Source organism: Aeromonas sp. R7-5 (genome assembly GCF_040908015.1).
Lineage (GTDB): Bacteria > Pseudomonadota > Gammaproteobacteria > Enterobacterales > Aeromonadaceae > Aeromonas > Aeromonas caviae.
This window is the reverse complement of record NZ_JBFOCZ010000027.1, coordinates 15,325-31,406: the sequence shown is the minus strand read 5'-3', so window position 1 is coordinate 31,406 and position 16,082 is coordinate 15,325. Positions and strand designations below refer to the sequence as shown.

At 58.2% G+C, this 16,082-nt stretch carries 15 protein-coding genes; 13 read left to right on the top strand and 2 right to left on the bottom strand.

From position 1 onward, the window contains the following. Window positions 1-11: 11 nt before the first annotated feature. Entirely contained in the window at window positions 12-1,658 is a 1,647-nt protein-coding gene (locus AB5Y53_RS11250; protein ID WP_103261030.1) for a multidrug ABC transporter permease/ATP-binding protein, read from the bottom strand. A gap of 60 nt (window positions 1,659-1,718) precedes the next feature. Further along, on the bottom strand, window positions 1,719-3,827 hold the full coding sequence (locus AB5Y53_RS11245; protein WP_029313364.1) for a TonB-dependent siderophore receptor: 2,109 nt from the start codon (window positions 3,825-3,827) through the stop codon (window positions 1,719-1,721). Between the two features lie 370 nt (window positions 3,828-4,197). Here AB5Y53_RS11245 and mioC point away from each other — a divergent pair, with 370 nt between their 5' ends. From mioC to atpD, 13 genes are all read left to right on the top strand, one after another. Further along, entirely contained in the window at window positions 4,198-4,647 is a 450-nt protein-coding gene (gene mioC, locus AB5Y53_RS11240; RefSeq protein ID WP_368182025.1) for an FMN-binding protein MioC, read from the top strand. Between the two features lie 508 nt (window positions 4,648-5,155). Next, window positions 5,156-7,045: a tRNA uridine-5-carboxymethylaminomethyl(34) synthesis enzyme MnmG gene (gene mnmG / locus AB5Y53_RS11235; RefSeq protein WP_010672271.1), complete on the top strand. Its 1,890-nt coding sequence runs from the start codon at window positions 5,156-5,158 to the stop codon at window positions 7,043-7,045. A gap of 20 nt (window positions 7,046-7,065) precedes the next feature. After that, window positions 7,066-7,692, top strand: coding sequence for a 16S rRNA (guanine(527)-N(7))-methyltransferase RsmG (gene rsmG / locus AB5Y53_RS11230; protein WP_010672270.1), 627 nt, complete (start codon window positions 7,066-7,068; stop codon window positions 7,690-7,692). 27 nt (window positions 7,693-7,719) lie between these two features. Continuing rightward, window positions 7,720-8,523 carry a ParA family protein gene (locus AB5Y53_RS11225; RefSeq protein WP_029313362.1) on the top strand — a complete coding sequence of 268 codons (804 nt, stop codon included), beginning with the start codon at window positions 7,720-7,722 and terminating at the stop codon, window positions 8,521-8,523. Then, window positions 8,520-9,428 carry a ParB/RepB/Spo0J family partition protein gene (locus AB5Y53_RS11220; protein ID WP_319900870.1) on the top strand — a complete coding sequence of 303 codons (909 nt, stop codon included), beginning with the start codon at window positions 8,520-8,522 and terminating at the stop codon, window positions 9,426-9,428. Before AB5Y53_RS11225 ends, AB5Y53_RS11220 begins: the two co-directional genes overlap by 4 nt. Before the next feature lie 190 nt (window positions 9,429-9,618). Then, entirely contained in the window at window positions 9,619-10,029 is a 411-nt protein-coding gene (locus tag AB5Y53_RS11215) for an ATP synthase subunit I (protein ID WP_010672267.1), read from the top strand. An 8-nt stretch (window positions 10,030-10,037) separates the two neighbouring features. After that, window positions 10,038-10,820: a F0F1 ATP synthase subunit A gene (atpB, locus tag AB5Y53_RS11210; RefSeq protein ID WP_010672266.1), complete on the top strand. Its 783-nt coding sequence runs from the start codon at window positions 10,038-10,040 to the stop codon at window positions 10,818-10,820. A gap of 58 nt (window positions 10,821-10,878) precedes the next feature. Continuing rightward, window positions 10,879-11,118 carry a F0F1 ATP synthase subunit C gene (gene atpE / locus AB5Y53_RS11205; RefSeq protein ID WP_010672265.1) on the top strand — a complete coding sequence of 80 codons (240 nt, stop codon included), beginning with the start codon at window positions 10,879-10,881 and terminating at the stop codon, window positions 11,116-11,118. 51 nt (window positions 11,119-11,169) lie between these two features. Next, window positions 11,170-11,640: a F0F1 ATP synthase subunit B gene (gene atpF / locus AB5Y53_RS11200; protein ID WP_010672264.1), complete on the top strand. Its 471-nt coding sequence runs from the start codon at window positions 11,170-11,172 to the stop codon at window positions 11,638-11,640. Between the two features lie 13 nt (window positions 11,641-11,653). Beyond that, a complete protein-coding gene (gene atpH, locus AB5Y53_RS11195; protein ID WP_319900871.1) occupies window positions 11,654-12,187 on the top strand; it encodes a F0F1 ATP synthase subunit delta in 534 nt (177 codons plus the stop codon). A 15-nt stretch (window positions 12,188-12,202) separates the two neighbouring features. After that, window positions 12,203-13,744, top strand: coding sequence for a F0F1 ATP synthase subunit alpha (gene atpA / locus AB5Y53_RS11190; RefSeq protein WP_010672262.1), 1,542 nt, complete (start codon window positions 12,203-12,205; stop codon window positions 13,742-13,744). Between the two features lie 42 nt (window positions 13,745-13,786). Further along, a complete protein-coding gene (gene atpG / locus AB5Y53_RS11185) occupies window positions 13,787-14,653 on the top strand; it encodes a F0F1 ATP synthase subunit gamma (protein WP_010672261.1) in 867 nt (288 codons plus the stop codon). A gap of 33 nt (window positions 14,654-14,686) precedes the next feature. Continuing rightward, on the top strand, window positions 14,687-16,075 hold the full coding sequence (gene atpD / locus AB5Y53_RS11180) for a F0F1 ATP synthase subunit beta (RefSeq protein ID WP_010672260.1): 1,389 nt from the start codon (window positions 14,687-14,689) through the stop codon (window positions 16,073-16,075). Window positions 16,076-16,082: the final 7 nt, after the last annotated feature.

Here is a 16,082-nt window from a genome sequence, read left to right as displayed (position 1 = left end):
CGGTGCCAGCATCAGGCCGGCACCTTGCCATCCAGATGGGCGACCGCATCCCGGCTCACCTGCTCGCGCTGCTCGCCGGTCAGTTCGGTGAGGCGGCCCTGGCGCATCTCCAGCAGGCGATCGGCCAGAGAGAAGTAGTGATCGTCGTGGCTGATGGCGATCACCGTCTTGCCCATCTCCTTGAGACGCGGCAACAGCACCTGATAGAAGATGCGGCGGAACTGGGGATCCTGATCTGCGGCCCACTCGTCGAACAGCATCACCTCCCGCTGCTCTGCCAGGGCCAGCAGCAGGGCGACCCGCTTGCGCTGGCCCTGGGAGAGGTCGATATCGGCGATGAAGCCATCCTCGATGGCAAGCTTGCTGCCCATCTGCAACCGCTCAAGCCACTCGGCGACCAGCGCCTCTTTCGGCTCGGGCCCCAGCAAATGCTGGAACAGGTGGTAGTCGGTGAAGATGGCGGAAAAAAGCCCCAGATAGCCGTTGCGATCGGTGACCGGCTCCCCATCCAGCAGGATCCGGCCAGAGACCGGTTGATAGAGCCCGGTCAGCAGCATGGCCAGGGTCGACTTGCCGGAGCCATTGCCACCGATGAGGAATATCTGCTCCCCCCGCTCGATCACCAGATTGATGGGGCCCACGGAGAAACCGCCCTCCCCCTGGTAGTGAAAGCTCACCTGCTCCAGCTCGATGCGCTGCCAGGGGCGAGGCGCAGGCGGCAACGGGAACGCCTCGTCCGGCTCCGCCAGATTGAGGGCAGCTATCTTGTCGAACGCCACCTGGGCGGCGATCAGGGTCGGCAAGGCTCCGATGCCTTGCAGCAAGGGAGTGCGCAGGAACAACAGGGTCAGGGCGAAGGTGGCGGCCACATTGGTGTTGGCCCAGCCCAGCCCGTTGGCCAGGAAGAAGACCAGGCCGATGGCACCCAGCATCATGATGTTCGACCAGTTCACCGCGCTCAGGTGGTAGGTATCGGCGCGGATGATCTGCTCCCGGTAGTCCCGGGCATTCTGCTCATAGAGCTGGTGGTAGACGAAATGGGCACGCTCGCGGTTGAGCGCCAGCTCCTTGCTCCCGGCGATGATGGACTGGTAGTTCTGGTAGAGCCTGTCTTCGGCCTGGCGCATGTGCGCCAGGTGGCGATAGACCCGGTTCACCAGCAGCCAGCCCACCACCATGGTCACGGTGACCCAGAGGGCGGTAACACCGAGCAAGGCGGGAGAGAGCAGGCCAAGGTAGATGATGGAGCCCAGGGTGAGCACCAGACCCTGTACCAGTTCCGGCAGGCGCACGAAGGCGATGGTGATCTGACCGATGTCGCTGGAAAGGGAGGCCAGGAGCGGCCCCTGCCCTATTTGACGCAGACGGGCGACGTCGGTATCCAGCAGTTGCTTGAGCAGGCGGCCACGCAACCGGTAGACGAAATGGTGACCCAGGGTGGTCAGGGCCAGTTGGGATCCGAGCGTGATCACCAGCAGCAGCAAGACAAGGCCGACAAGCTGACCCAGGATCGGCAGCGGATCCCCGACTGATTCGATAAGTGATTGATTGATGAAGGCAATGACGCCTATCCCGCTGACAGCACTCAGCAGGCTGAGCAGGGTAATGGCGATGAAGGGCCAACGGTATTGGCGATAAACCAGTGACAAGAGTTCCATGACAGGCCTGTAGATGAATGGAAGGAGGGCGGGAGCCTTCGCCCCCGCCCGGCCTGTCGCTTACCAGCGGTAGTTGACGGTGCCGACTATGCTGCGCGGCTCGCCGTAGTAGCAGTAGTAGTCGCAGCTCGCCACATAGGTGTCGTTCAGCAGGTTGTTGACGTTGATCTGGGCACGCCAGTTCTTGGCAAAGTCATACCCGATCATCGCATCCCATACGGTGTGTGCCGGTACCTGGGCGGAACCATAGATGGGGGTGTAGTCCGCATTCACCGCGCCGATGCCGACGCTGGAACCCACATAGCGCACGCCGGAACCCAGCTCAAGACCGGATACCGGGCCCTGCTGCACCTTGTAGTTGCCCCAGAAGGAGGCCTGGTGGCGCGGGATCAGGCTCGCACGACGATCGCCGTTGCCGGTGTCGTTGGTCTTGGCATCGGTATAGGTATATGCAGCGGTCAGGCGCAACGCCTCGGTGGCCTGCACGCTCCCTTCCAGCTCGACCCCCTGAGAGGTCACTTCACCGGCCTGGGTCTGCTGGCCGGAGCCGGTAGAGACCAGGGAGTTGGTCTGCTCCAGATCGAACAGCGCCAGGTTGATGTAGCCATCGAGGAAGCTGGGGGCGTACTTGACCCCGGTCTCGTAGAGCTTGCCTTCCAGCGGCTTGTAGGAGTTGCCGGTGTTGGGGTCTATCCCCGGCAGCACTTCGAAGGATTCCGCATAGGCGAAGTAAGGGGAGAGACCGTTGTCGGCCAGGTACATCAGGCTGCCGGAGAGAGAGAGGTTGTCGTCGTACTGTTTCTCGTTCTTGCTCTTGGCTTCGCTGATGTTGTGGGTTTCCACGTAGTCGAAACGACCGCCCGCGGTCAGCAGCCAGCGATCATCCCAGCGGATCTGGTGCTGGGCATAGAGGCCGCTCTGACCCTTGGTGCTCTTCTGATGGGTCGCGGTGGATTCATCAAAACCGGGGAAACCGCTGTAATCCGGGTTCATGGTGTTGATAGCGCCCATGCCATAGTTGTCGGCTTCCTGACCTTCATTCACATGGCGCTGCAGATCCACCCCCAGCAGCAGGGTCTGCTCCGTGCTGTCGGTGTTCCAGTAGCCCACCATCTGGTTGTCCATGGTGGCGCTCTTGGTATCCCCATCCCGGTAGACCAGGCCGCGGTAGGCGGTGGTGCCTTCATAGGTCGGGAAGATATAGGTCTGGCGCAGCAGCAGATCGTTGTAGTTGAAGCGAACGTTCTGCTTGAACTCCCAGGTCTGGTTGAGCTGGTGGGCCAGCTCGTACCCGGCGGAGATCTGGGTATTGCGATTGCGATCGTAATCCGGCTGGCTCAGGTTGGTGGAGGGATCGATCTGGCCGCCGGAGGTATTCAGGGTGCCATAGACCGGGAAGAAGCCGTTGGTCGGCACCCCTTCATCGTGCTTGAAGCTGGAGAGCAGCGTCAGCGTGGTGCGATCCGAAATATCCAGGGTCACGCTCGGCGCCAGATAGGCGCGCTCGTTGTAGGTGCCGTCCAGCACGCCGTCCCGCTCGTTGTAGAGGGCCACCAGACGATACCGGCTGTTGTCGGTAAGGGTGTCGGAGACATCCACCCCGACCTGGCGCAGATCCCGGTTGCCCAGTTGCAGGTTCACCAGTCCCTGCGGGGTCGCGGTCGGACGCTTGCTGATGGCGTTGATGACGCCTCCGGGAGGGGCTTCGCCATACAGAATGGAGGCCGGGCCTTTGAGCACTTCCACGCTCTCAAGGCCGAAGGGCTCCGGGGTCCAGACATAGTAACCGGTGCTGAAAAGACGGTTGCCATCCAGGTAAGAAGCCGCATCGAAGCCACGCACCTTGAACCAGTCCGCATCTGTGTCCGAACCGTAGGACTGGGACAGGACGCCGGAGCGATAGCGCAGGGACTCGTCGAGCTTGAGTACGGCGTGCTGGTCCAGCTCTTCGCGATTGACCACGGAGACGGCACGGGGGGTCTCTGCCATGGGGACCTCGACCTTCATGGCGGTCCCGGTCACGACCATGGTTTCGCCCGCCTTGGGCAACTCTTTATCCGCCTGTTCCGCCGCCAACACGGGCAGGGACGCCAGCAGACAGGAGAGCGGCAGCAGCTGTGCGCCTCTCTTTCGCATCACGGCATTCGGGGTATTTTTTTGCGCAATCATATAAGTGTCTCAAATATCAATAAGTTATGTTTGATTTCTTATTATGGGTGCCCAATTGGACCGGTCAGCCCGGCGCCTCAGGCGAATAAAGCAGCGCCATGCTACTACAGGTGCCGTGATCGAATCGATTCAATAATTGCTAATCATTTGCATCTGCATTGTTAATTGATGTTTTAAAGTGTCGTTTGACAACGAAAGGTGCGATGAGGTCGCAACAGGCGGAAAGAAGGCAGCGTGACGGCCACGAGACCGGTTTTGGCAGCAAAAAGTGGACAGGCTCCTTATCCCCAAGCTTTATCCATATTTATCCACATGCTTTGGCGGTAAGATCCCCGCTCTTCACTTTTTCGATGACATCAGGATCCATTCCATGGCCAAACTCAACCTCGTCGTCGGCTCCATGCTGGGGGCCTCCGAATATGTCGCAGATCATGTGGTCGGCCTGCTTGAACAGGCGGGCCACCAGGCGGAGATCCACAACCCTGCCAGACTGGTCAGGATCCTGACCGAGCCAGAAGCCATCGTGCTGGTGGTCACTTCCACCCATGGTGCGGGGGATGTACCCGACAATCTGCAGCCCTTTGCCCGGGATCTTGCCGAACAGCAGCCGGATCTCACCGCCTTCAAGTACGGAGTGATCGCCCTGGGGGATCGCAGTTATGACACCTTCTGCCAGGGCGGAAAGACGCTGGATCGGCTGCTGGCCGGGTGCGGGGCCAGCCGGCTGGGGGATCTCCTGGAAATAGACGTGACCCAACACGAGATCCCCGAAGATGCCGCAGAAACCTGGATCCACGACTGGATGACCTTGATCGGCTGATCAGGGCCAGGGAGATCCGGTCACGACCCCCGATCTCCCTGGTTATCCCCAGATCCCTATCCACCAGGTTATTAACAGGGGGATCCGGATAAGTTTTTCCCGAGAGCTCCCCACATGAGCTCGGATAATTGTGCATAACTTAGGTGCTAAGCTCTGCAAAACCTATAGTTATTCATGTATTAGATCTTGCCGACCATGTTTCTGTGTATAAAAACCCATGTTATCCCCCCGTTCGCCCCCTCTGGATCCAAGCTTTTCCACAAGCAGCGATCGACCTTAACCGAATGATCTTTATGATCAAAAATGCCTTATCAACAGAAGTCGCGGATCCTAATAAAAGATCCAATAAAAGATCGATCTAAAGATCCTTAAGATCTATTTAACCGATCCCTGATCCATACTGATCCTGAAGTAGACGTTCCCCTCCGGATGCTAAACAGATAGAATGATCCGCCCTTCAGACCAGGCAAACAAAGATCTTCAGGCGTGCAGATCAAGGTGATCCCCAATGCAATACCATGAACAATTTGATGTGATCGTCGTCGGTGGCGGTCATGCAGGAACCGAAGCAGCAACAGCGGCAGCCCGTATGGGTCTCAATACCCTGTTGCTCACCCACAACATAGATACGCTGGGGCATATGTCCTGCAATCCGGCGATCGGCGGGATCGGCAAGGGACACCTGGTCAAGGAAGTCGACGCCCTTGGCGGGATCATGGCGCAGGCCATCGATCTCGGCGGGATCCAGTTCCGCACGCTCAACTCTTCCAAGGGCCCTGCGGTGCGGGCTACCCGTGCCCAGGCGGATCGCCTGTTGTACAAGGCTGTGGTGCGTCAGACCCTGGAGAACTACCCGAACCTGAAGATCTTCCAGCAGGCCTGCGACGATCTGGTCATGGACGGGGATCGTGTCGCCGGTGTCGTCACCCAGAGCGGGATCCGCATCAGCGGCAAGACGGTCGTACTGACCGTTGGCACCTTCCTCAATGGTCTGATCCACATCGGCATGGAGAACTACAAAGGGGGGCGCGCCGGGGATCCTCCCTCGATCGCCCTCGCCCAGCGCCTGCGTGAAATGCCGCTGCGCATCGATCGCCTCAAGACGGGCACGCCACCACGCATCGATGCACGCACCGTCGATTTTTCCGTGATGCAGCAGCAACATGGCGACGATCCTCGCCCGGTCTTCTCCTTCATCGGCAACGCCAGCCAGCATCCGCGCCAGATGCCTTGCTACGTGACCCATACCAATGAGCAGACCCACGAGGTGATCCGCAACAACCTGGATCGCAGCCCCATGTACGCCGGAGTGATCGAGGGGATAGGCCCGCGCTACTGCCCGTCGATCGAAGACAAGATCACCCGCTTTGCCGACAAGACGGCGCACCAGATCTTCGTCGAGCCGGAAGGACTGACCACCCACGAGCTCTACCCGAACGGGATCTCCACCAGCCTGCCGTTCGACGTGCAGGTGCAGATCGTCCGCTCGATCCGTGGCTTCGAGAATGCCCATATCACTCGCCCTGGCTACGCCATCGAGTACGATTTCTTCGATCCGCGGGATCTCAAGGCCAACATGGAGAGCAAGTGCATCGAGAACCTCTTCTTCGCCGGCCAGATCAACGGCACCACCGGCTATGAAGAGGCCGCTGCCCAGGGTCTGATGGCCGGTCTGAACGCGGGCTTGCGCGCCCAGGGCAAGGAAGCCTGGCACCCACGCCGGGATCAAGCCTACATGGGCGTGATGATGGACGATCTCTCCACCCTGGGGACCCGCGAACCCTATCGCATGTTCACCAGCCGTGCCGAATATCGCCTGCTGCTGCGGGAAGACAACGCGGATCTGCGCCTGACCGCCATCGGCCGCGAGCTGGGTCTGGTGGATGATCATCGCTGGAGCCTGTTCAATGCCAAGGTGGAACAGGTGGAGCAGGAACGTCAGCGCATGCGCTCGACCTGGATCCACCCGCAGCATCCGTCTCTGGAGGCCGTCAACGCCCTGGTCAACACTCCCCTGACCCGGGAGCAGAGCCTGGAAGAGCTGCTGCGTCGCCCCGAGGTGACCTACGATGCCCTGATGGCCATCGAGGGTGTGGGGCCTGCATTGACCGATGCGGCTGCCGCGGATCAGGTGGAGATCCAGATCAAGTACGCCGGTTATATCGAGCGTCAGCACGACGAGGTGGAGAAACAGCTGCGCAACGAAAACACCCTGCTGCCGCTGGACATGAACTACCGCGACGTGAACGGTCTCTCCAACGAGGTGATCGCCAAGCTCAACGATGCCAAGCCAGAGACCATTGGTCAGGCGTCCCGCATCTCCGGCATCACCCCTGCCGCCATCTCCATCTTGCTGGTGCACCTGAAGAAACACGGCCTGCTGCGTAAAACCGCCTGAGGAATTCCCCGTTGGACAACATGCTGCAAAGATTGAACGGCCTGCTCATGCAGGCCGGAATTGTTATCACCGAAACCCAGAAGACCCAGTTGGTGCAGTTGGTCGAGTTGCTGCACAAGTGGAACAAGGCTTACAATCTCACCTCGGTGCGAGATCCGGACGCCATGCTGGTCAAGCATATCCTCGACAGCCTGGTGGTGAGTCCTCACCTGCACGGTGAACGCTTCATCGATGTGGGAACGGGTCCGGGTCTGCCCGGACTGCCGCTGGCCATCATCAATCCGGACAAACAGTTCGTGCTGCTCGACAGCCTGGGCAAGCGGATCAACTTCATCCGCCAGGTGATCCTGGAGCTGGGGTTGACCAATGTGACTCCCGTCAAATCCCGGGTGGAGGAGTATCAACCCGAGACAGGATTTGATGGTGTACTGAGCCGGGCTTTCGCCTCCCTGGAGGACATGCTGAGCTGGTGTCATCATCTGCCGTCACCCGAGGGCAGCTTCCTGGCGCTCAAGGGACAATACCCCGAGCAGGAGCTGGCACAGTTGCCTGACAGCATTCGTCTGGTTGCCACCCACAAGCTGGTGGTGCCGGAACTGGAAGGCGAACGCCATCTGCTGGAGTTTAAAGCCATCCAGCCCGAATAGGGCCGCCGCATTCATTTAGGGGACAGTGTGGGAAAAGTCATTGCCATAGCCAACCAGAAGGGTGGAGTGGGTAAAACCACCACCTGTGTGAATCTGGCCGCCTCCATGGCCGCTACCCGGCGCAAGGTGCTGGTGATCGATCTGGATCCGCAGGGCAATGCCACCATGGGCAGTGGCGTCGACAAGTACGATGTCGAACGCACTGCCTATGAACTGCTGATCGAAGATGCCCCCATCGGCGAGGTGATCATCCCCGAAACCTCGGGAGGCTATCACCTGATCGCCGCCAATGCCGACGTGACCGCGGCAGAAATCCGCCTGATGGAGTTTTTTGCCCGCGAGATCCGCCTGCGCAACGCCCTGGCCTCGGTCAGGGACAAGTACGACTACGTCTTCATCGACTGCCCGCCTTCTCTCAACATGCTGACGGTGAACGCCATGGCCGCCGCCGACTCCGTGCTGGTGCCCATGCAGTGCGAATACTATGCGCTGGAAGGGCTGACCGCCCTGGTGGACACCATCAGCAAGCTGGCAGCCGTGGTCAATCCGGAGCTGAAGATTGAAGGGGTGCTGCGCACCATGTTCGATCATCGCAACCGGCTGGCCAATGATGTGTCCGATCAGCTGAAACAGCATTTCGGGGACAAGGTCTATCGCACCATCATTCCCCGCAACGTAAGACTGGCGGAGGCGCCGAGCTTTGGCGCGCCAGCCATGCACTATGACAAATCATCGGTGGGGGCCAAGGCCTATCTGGCCCTGGCTGGCGAGATCCTGCGCCGCCAGGAGCAGGAGTCCCAGCCGCTCACCGCAGATCGAGAGAGCATATGACGCCGAAGAAACGTGGGCTGGGCAAGGGGCTGGACGCCCTGCTCAGCACCAGCACGGCCGCCCGCCAGAAACAGGTGATGAGCGACCAGCGCACCGAACAGGCCATGGCCCCGACCAATCAGGGGGAATTGCGCAAGCTGCCGGTGGAGTGGCTGCAGTCCGGCAAATACCAACCGCGCAAGGATATGTCCCAGGATGCGCTGGAGGAGCTGGCCAACTCCATCCGTGCACAAGGGGTGATCCAGCCCATCGTGGTTCGCTCCATCGGTGAAAACCGTTTCGAAATCATTGCTGGTGAACGCCGCTGGCGCGCCTCCCAGCTGGCCCGTCTCGAAGTGGTGCCCTGCCTGGTCAAGGATGTCGCCGACGAGGCGGCCGTCGCCATCGCACTCATCGAGAACATCCAGCGTGAAGATCTCAACGCCATCGAGGAGGCCGTCGCCCTCCAGCGCCTGCTGACGGAGTTCGAACTGACTCACCAGCAGGTTGCCGAGGCGGTAGGCAAGTCCCGCACCACGGTCACGAACCTGCTGCGTCTCAACCAGCTCAACGAGGACGTGAAGCGCTTCGTGGAACACGGCGACCTCGACATGGGGCATGCCCGTGCCCTGCTGGCCCTGAGCGGTCAGGCCCAGTCAGAGCTGGCCAAACTGGTGGCCCAGAAGGGGCTGACAGTGCGAGATACCGAGAAGCTGGTGCAAAAAGCACTGGAACCGGCAAAAACCAGGGTTGAACCCGTCCGCGATCCGCAGTTTGGTTATCTCGAGCGCCAGATTTCTGAAAAAATTGGCAATCAGGTGCAACTTCAGCCGGGCAAGAAAGATAGCGGCAAGTTAGTAATAAGTTACGATAACTTGGCAGATTTGGACCGGGTATTGGGCTATTTTGGCCTGTCAGAATTGTGATTTTTACGCTTTTTGTAGTAATAAAACATCCATTACTTTCGATATGAACATAACCTTAATTTCGCGCGGAAAGCCGCAAAAATTAAGGATTTTTGCCATGTTGCAATAGCCGTCTTCACGGGTATAATTTGACCGGCTTTTCGAGCTGTGAACCTGGGGTCTTCGGATCCCGATTTTTTACAGTTCTGTAATGTTCAGGGGTAGGTTGGTGAAGCAGAAAATAGCCTTGGAAGGTTTGACGCTGGCCTTGGCTATGCTCGTTTGTCAGCTGGTCCTGATCCTGGCGATCGCCACCGTCTGGTTTTATCAGGCGGGAGAGTTCGCCGGACAATCCTCTCTCTACGGAGGGGGGATGTACTGGGTTCCTCAAGCCTTGTTCACGCTTTGGGTTCTGCGCCGCAAGGTGACGAAAGAGAGCGTAGGCCTGGTTTTGCGGGACTTTTATGGTGGGGCAGGGATTAAGCTCATTACTACAACAGGACTTTTCGCCCTGCTGTTTGGCGCCGGGATTGAGGTCGACACCGCCTCGTTCTTCGCCACTTATATCCTCGCCCTCGTTGTACAGTGGATAGTTTCATTCACGCTTAACAACCACTATTAGGAAAACTCATGTCTGCAACCGGAGAAGTCCTGACTCCTCAGGGATATATCTCCCACCACCTGACCCACCTGCAGGTAGGGTCCGGGTTCTGGACGGTGAATATCGATTCCATGATATTTTCCGTCGTGCTAGGCGCCCTGTTTATCTGGTTGTTCCGCAAGGTTGCCGTCAAGGCCACCAGCGGTGTGCCCGGTAAGCTGCAGTGCTTTGTGGAGATGCTGGTCGAGTTTGTGAATGGTAACGTCAAGGACATCTTTCATGGTCGCAACAAGGTCATCGCACCTTTGGCCCTGACGGTGTTCGTGTGGATCTTCCTGATGAACTTCATGGACCTGATCCCCGTTGACTTTATCCCTCACGCTGCACAGTTGATGGGTGTTCCCTATCTGCGTGTGGTTCCCTCTGCTGACGTTAACATCACCATGTCCATGGCTTTGGGCGTGTTCTTCTTGATCCTGTACTACAGCATCAAGGTCAAGGGTATCAGCGGGTTCGTGAAGGAGCTGACGCTTCAGCCTTTCAATCACCCTGCTGCCATCCCGGTTAACTTCATCCTTGAAACCGTCACGTTGATTTCCAAGCCTGTTTCATTGGGTCTGCGACTGTTCGGCAACATGTATGCTGGCGAACTGATCTTCATCCTGATTGCGGGTTTGTTACCCTGGTGGTCACAGTGGATCCTGTCCGTGCCTTGGGCAATCTTCCACATCCTGATCATCACTTTGCAGGCGTTTATCTTCATGGTTCTGACCATCGTCTATCTGTCGATGGCGCAGGAAGACCATGGTTGATGCAACTCAAATAATCCTTTTTATACAATCAATTACATCTAAATAAATGGAGATCCTCATGGAAAACTTGAACATGGACCTGCTGTACATCGCTGCTGCAATGATGATGGGTCTGGCGGCTATCGGCGCCTCCATCGGTATCGGTATCCTGGGTGGCAAGTTCCTGGAAGGTGCAGCTCGTCAACCTGACCTGATCCCTGTTCTGCGTACCCAGTTCTTCATCGTGATGGGTCTGGTGGATGCGATCCCGATGATCGCCGTTGGTCTGGGTCTGTATGTGATGTTTGCGGTTGCCTAAGTCATTACGACTCACGCAGAACCCATTAACTAACTAAAGAGGACATCGGCTGTGAATATCAACGCCACCCTCCTCGGCCAAGCAGTTGCTTTTTTCATCTTCGTAGTGTTTTGCATGAAGTACGTATGGCCGCCGCTGATGGCTGCCATCGAAGCCCGTCAGAAAGAAATCGCTGACGGCCTCTCTTCTGCAGAGCGTGCCAAGAAAGATCTGGAGCTGGCCAAGGCCAACGCCACCGATCAGCTGAAAGAAGCCAAGCTTCAGGCTGCTGAAATCATCGATCAGGCCAACAAACGCAAGGCCCAGATCATTGATGAGGCTGCTGTCGGAGCCCAAGCTGAGCGGGAGAAAATCCTGGCTCAGGGCCGTGCAGAGATCGAAGCTGAACGTCATCGTGCCAAAGAAGAACTGCGCAAGCAGGTTGCTGCTCTTGCCATCGCGGGTGCAGAGAAGATCCTGGCACGCCAAATCGACCAGGCTGCCAACAGCGACATCGTCGACAAACTGGTAGCAGAACTGTAACGGGAACGGGGCTATGTCTGAACTGACTACAATCGCTCGCCCCTACGCCAAGGCTGCTTTCGAGTTTGCCGTTGAGCACAAGGCGGTTGACCAATGGCTGGAGATGCTCGATTTCGCCGCTCAGGTGGCAGAAAACGAGACCATGCACAGCCTGGTAAACGGCTCCGTTGCTGCCGAAGAACTGGCAAAGCTGTTTGTCGGTGTCTGCGGTGAGCAGCTCAACGAGCACGGTCAGAACCTGATCCGGGTGATGGCCGAGAATGGTCGCTTGGGTGTGCTGCCGGCGGTCGTTGCCGAATTCATCGCGCTCAAGGCTGAACTGGACAAAGAAGTTCAGGCTGACGTGATTTCGGCGATCGAACTGACCGACCAGCAGAAAGCCAATATTCAGGCTTCTCTGGAACAACGTCTCGCGCGCAAAGTGAAGCTGAATTGCAGCACAGATGCGTCCTTGATGGCCGGGGTGCTCATCAAGGCCGGTGATCTCGTTATCGACGGCACGGTCCGCGGTAAGCTGGATCGCATGGCCGATGCGCTGCAATCTTGATTGGGGTATTAGAGCATGCAACTGAATTCCACTGAAATCGCCGAGCTGATCAAGCAGCGCATTGCGCAGTTTGATGTCAAAAGCGAAGCGCGTAACGAAGGTACCATCGTTTCTGTAAGCGACGGTATCATTCGTATCCACGGTCTGGCCGATGCCATGCAGGGTGAGATGATCGAGCTGCCGGGCAACCGCTTCGCTCTGGCATTGAACCTGGAGCGTGACTCCGTTGGTGCCGTAGTAATGGGTCCCTATGCCGATCTGGCCGAAGGGATGAAGGTAAAGGGTACCGGCCGCATTCTGGAAGTGCCGGTCGGTCGTGGTCTGTTGGGCCGGGTGGTCAACACCCTGGGTCAGCCGATCGACGGTAAGGGTCCGGTAGACAACGACGGCTTCTCGCCGATCGAAGTGATCGCCCCGGGCGTTATCGAGCGTAAGTCTGTTGACCAGCCAGTCCAGACCGGTCTGAAAGCCATCGATGCCATGATCCCTATCGGTCGTGGCCAGCGTGAGCTGATCATCGGTGACCGCCAGGTTGGTAAGACCGCCATCGCCATCGACACCATCATCAACCAGAAAGATTCCGGCATTAAGTGCGTCTACGTTGCGATCGGCCAGAAGGCCTCAACCATCGCCAACGTGGTGCGCAAGCTGGAAGAGCACGGTGCCCTGGCCAACACCATCGTGGTCGTGGCTTCTGCCTCCGAAGCGGCTGCTCTGCAGTACCTGGCTCCCTACGCCGGTTGCTCCATGGGCGAGTACTTCCGTGACCGCGGCGAAGACGCACTGATCATCTATGATGACCTGTCCAAGCAGGCCGTTGCCTATCGCCAGATCTCCCTGCTGCTGCGCCGTCCGCCTGGACGTGAAGCTTACCCGGGTGACGTCTTCTATCTGCACTCCCGTCTGCTGGAGCGTGCTGCTCGCGTCAACGCCGAGTACGTAGAGAAGTTCACCAATGGTGCCGTGAAAGGCCAGACCGGTTCCCTGACCGCCCTGCCGATCATCGAAACCCAGGCCGGTGACGTCTCCGCGTTCGTTCCGACCAACGTGATCTCCATTACCGATGGCCAGATCTTCCTGACCTCCCAGCTGTTCAACTCCGGTATTCGTCCGGCGGTTGACCCGGGTATCTCCGTATCCCGTGTGGGCGGTGCTGCTCAGACCAAGATTGTCAAGAAGCTGTCCGGTGGTATCCGTACCGCGCTGGCCCAGTACCGCGAACTGGCGGCATTTGCCCAGTTCTCTTCCGACCTGGACGATGCCACTCGCAAGCAGCTGGATCACGGTCAGAAAGTCACCGAGCTGATGAAGCAGAAGCAGTACTCTCCGATGAGCGTGGCCCAGCAGTCCCTGGTGCTGTTCGCCGCCGAGAAGGGTTATCTCGCCGATGTCGAACTGAGCAAGATCGTCGACTTCGAAGCCGCTCTGCTCTCTTACGCCAATACCCAGCATGCCGAGCTGATGGCTGAAATCAATGCCAAGGCCGACTACAACGACGCGATCGTTGGCAAGCTGACTGCGTTGCTGGATGACTTCAAGGCAACCCAGACCTGGTAAGCGTGTGTGGCAGCGCAAGCTGCCACCTGATGGAGAGAAGAGATGGCCGGCGCAAAAGAGATACGTAACAAGATCGGGAGTGTGAAGAACACTCAGAAGATCACCAGCGCTATGGAAATGGTGGCAGCGAGCAAGATGCGCCGTGCGCAGGAACGCATGTCTGCCAGCCGTCCGTACGCTGAAACCATGCGCAAGGTGATCGGCCATATCGCTCAGGGGAACTTGGAATACAAGCACCCCTACCTCATCGAACGTGAGGTGAAGCGAGTGGGTTACATCGTCGTCTCCACCGACCGTGGCCTGTGTGGTGGTCTGAACATCAACCTGTTCAAGGCTGCCCTCAATGATATGAAGCAATGGAGCGCGAAAGGTGCCAAGGTTGACCTGGCATTGATCGGTAACAAGGCCTCCAACTTCTTTGAACGGCACGGCGCCAAGGTGAAAGCCCACGTCTCCGGACTGGGTGACAACCCGAGCGTCAATGACCTGATCGGTTCAGTGAAGGTCATGCTGAAGGCTTACGACAACGGTGAGATTGACAGGCTGTATCTGGTGTACAACAAGTTCGTCAACACCATGGTTCAGCAACCAAAAGTCGATCAACTGCTGCCTTTGCCCGTAACAGAAGACAGCAAGCTCGCCAAGAAGCACCACTGGGACTACCTCTATGAGCCGGATCCCAAGCAACTGCTGGATACCCTGCTGATTCGCTACGTCGAATCCCAGGTCTACCAGGGTGTGGTAGAAAACTTGGCAAGTGAACAGGCAGCCCGAATGGTTGCCATGCAAGCCGCGACTGACAACGCCGGCAACCTGATTAACGATCTGCAACTGGTATACAACAAGGCCCGTCAGGCCAGTATTACCCAGGAGCTCACAGAGATCGTTTCCGGTGCTGCTGCGGTGTAAGGCAAGGGTTATCAAAGGTTTAGAGGATTTGACATGAGTAACGGTTTCATCGTCCAAATCATCGGCGCTGTGGTGGACATCGAGTTCCCGCAGAATGCCGTGCCCCAGGTGTACGATGCACTGAAGGTTGTCAGCGAAGGCCAAGGCCAGGGTCTGGTACTGGAAGTTCAGCAACAGATCGGCGGCGGCGTCGTGCGTTGCATCACCATGGGTTCCTCCGACGGTCTGCGTCGTGGGTTGGAAGTAGTTAACAGCGGCAAGGCCATCCAGGTACCGGTCGGTACCTCGACCCTGGGCCGTATCATGAACGTACTGGGCGACCCCATCGACGAGAAGGGTCCGATCGGCGAAGAAGAGCGTTGGTCCATCCACCGCGAAGCCCCCAGCTACGAAGATCAGTCCAACAGCACCGAGCTGCTGGAGACCGGCATCAAGGTTATCGACCTGGTATGTCCGTTCGCCAAGGGTGGTAAGGTTGGTCTGTTCGGCGGCGCCGGTGTAGGCAAGACCGTCAACATGATGGAGCTGATCCGTAACATCGCGATCGAGCACAGCGGTTACTCCGTGTTCGCCGGTGTAGGTGAGCGTACCCGTGAGGGTAACGACTTCTACCACGAGATGATGGAGTCCAACGTACTGGACAAAGTATCTCTGGTTTACGGTCAGATGAACGAGCCGCCCGGAAACCGTCTGCGCGTGGCGCTGACCGGCCTGACCATGGCCGAGAAGTTCCGTGACGAAGGTCGTGACGTGCTGTTCTTCGTGGACAACATCTACCGTTACACCCTGGCCGGTACCGAAGTATCCGCACTGCTGGGCCGTATGCCCTCCGCAGTAGGTTACCAGCCGACCCTGGCCGAGGAGATGGGTGTTCTGCAAGAGCGCATCACCTCCACCAAGACCGGTTCCATCACCTCCGTACAGGCCGTTTACGTGCCTGCGGATGACTTGACCGACCCGTCTCCGGCGACCACCTTCGCTCACCTGGATGCGACCGTCGTACTGTCCCGTCAGATCGCGGCTCTGGGTATCTACCCGGCCGTTGACCCGCTGGACTCCACCTCCCGTCAGCTGGATCCGCTGGTGGTTGGCAAGGAGCACTACGAGACCGCTCGTGGCGTTCAGACCGTACTGCAGCGCTACAAGGAGCTGAAGGACATCATCGCCATCCTGGGTATGGATGAACTGTCAGAAGAAGACAAACTGACCGTAGCCCGTGCCCGTAAGATCGAGCGTTTCCTGTCCCAGCCGTTCTTCGTGGCAGAAGTGTTTACCGGTTCTCCGGGCAAATACGTGCCGCTGAAGGAAACCATCCGTGGCTTCCAGGGCATCCTGAAGGGCGAGTATGACGATCTGCCGGAGCAGGCGTTCTACATGGTTGGCGGCATCGACGAAGTCGTCGAGAAGTCCAAGAAACTGTAAGCCTCGA